This window comes from Mesorhizobium sp. M4A.F.Ca.ET.050.02.1.1, assembly GCF_003997725.1.
Taxonomy (GTDB): Bacteria; Pseudomonadota; Alphaproteobacteria; order Rhizobiales; family Rhizobiaceae; genus Mesorhizobium.
Genome location: NZ_RZSG01001051.1, coordinates 1 through 1,724, shown reverse-complemented (window position 1 = coordinate 1,724; position 1,724 = coordinate 1). Strand labels below are relative to the sequence as shown.

Genomic DNA, 1,724 nt, shown 5'->3' with positions numbered 1-1,724 from the left:
CGATGGCGGTCGGCACTGACGGCTACACGGCCATGCTCAGCGTCATGGCGCTCGAGCGGCACGGCATCGTCCCGGATCGCGGCCCGGTGGTGGTGACGGGCGCGGCCGGCGGCGTCGGCTCAGTCGCGGTCTCGATCCTCTCCAGCCTCGGCTACCATGTCATCGCCTCGACTGGCCGCAATGCCGAAAGCCCCTATCTGATCGACCTCGGCGCCGCCGAGGTGATCTCGCGCGATGAACTCACCCAGCCGGCAAAGCCGCTCGCCAAGGAGCGCTGGGCCGGCGGCGTCGATGCGGTCGGCAGCCACACACTGGCCAATGTTCTGTCGATGACCGCCTACGGCGGCGCGGTTGCCGCCTGCGGGCTTGCCGGCGGCATGGACCTGCCGGCGAGCGTTGCTCCCTTCATTCTGCGCGGCGTCTCACTGCTCGGCATCGATTCGGTGATGGCGCCGAAGGCGGTCCGCCTGGAGGCGTGGCGCCGCATCGGCGCCGACCTCGACCATGGCAAGCTCGCGACGCTGTCCAGGACCATCGGTTTTGACGATATAATCGACGCCGCGCGTGATATCGTCGACGGCAGGATCAGGGGTCGCGTCGTTGTCGATATGTGAGCGCTGACGGGCAAAAACCGCGCGACCGTTAAAATTCGAGCGATCCGCCGCAATCTTCCATAATGTCTCTGTGGCATGGCTTTCCGCATGATCGCGGAATCCGGCATCAAGGCGGCGGAGAGTGCCGATGGCGTGGACGGGCCGGACCCTGCTGCGCCGAAGCGGCAGCTTGTCACCGCGCCGCCGCTGGCGCCCGTACTGCCGCCTGCCAATCCCGAAGGCCTGCCTTTCCTCACCGTCGTCGCCATCGCCGTGCTGGCGGGTCTGGCTCATCTCACCGGCGCGCCGATCTTCGTCACTCTCGGTCTGCTGGTGACCGGCCTCGCCGGCCTGGGCATGCATCTGCGCAACAAACGCAACGAACGCCTGGCCGCGGACTTGCTCGACGAGACCGCCGCCCGCAGCCGCGCCGAGATCGAGACCCTCGCCGACCGCATGTGGGAGATGCAGGAAAGCGAGGAGCGGTTTCGCGGGCTGATTGACGCGCTCGGCGATCTCGTCGTCCATCGCGATCGCGACGGCCATATCGTCTATGCCAACAAGGTTTTCGCCGACCTCGTCGAGGTCGACCAGCGCGATCTTGCCGGCAAGACGCTGTCGGAGCTCGGCATCGACGTCGGAATCGTTCCCGACGCCGCCTTCTCTGATCATGAATGCCTGAGCTCCACCGACGTCGCCGTCCGCACGTCGAACGGCCCGCGCTGGTTTTCCTGGATAGAGCTGTCGGTGCGCGACAAGGACAATGGCGCCGTCTCGCACCGGGCTATCGCGCGCGACATCACCGCTCGCAAGCGCGCCGAATCCTCGCTGATCACCGCCCGCGAGCGCGCCGAATATGCCAGCCAGGCCAAGTCGCGCTTCCTCGCCACCGTCAGCCACGAAATCCGCACGCCGATGAACGGCATCATGGGGATGGCCAAGCTGCTGGTCGACACCGATCTGTCGCCCGAGCAGCGCACCTATGTCGGAGCCGTCTCGACTTCGGCCAGCGCGCTGCTGGCGCTGATCGAGGATTTACTCGACTACTCCAAGATCGAGGCCGGCCGCTTCGACCCCGAGCCGCAGCCGACGTCGGTGCGCGAAATCGCCAACAACATCATCGAACTGATG

2 protein-coding genes are annotated in these 1,724 nt (G+C 66.5%); both read left to right on the top strand.

Features of this window, described 5'->3' with window-relative positions:
* On the top strand, positions 1-614 hold a 614-nt coding region (locus EOA33_RS34815; RefSeq protein ID WP_145989488.1), incomplete at its 5' end, for a zinc-binding dehydrogenase.
* Between the two features lie 87 nt (positions 615-701).
* Positions 702-1,724: histidine kinase dimerization/phospho-acceptor domain-containing protein (locus tag EOA33_RS34810; protein WP_127407658.1), on the top strand; the 1,023-nt coding region annotated here is incomplete at its 3' end.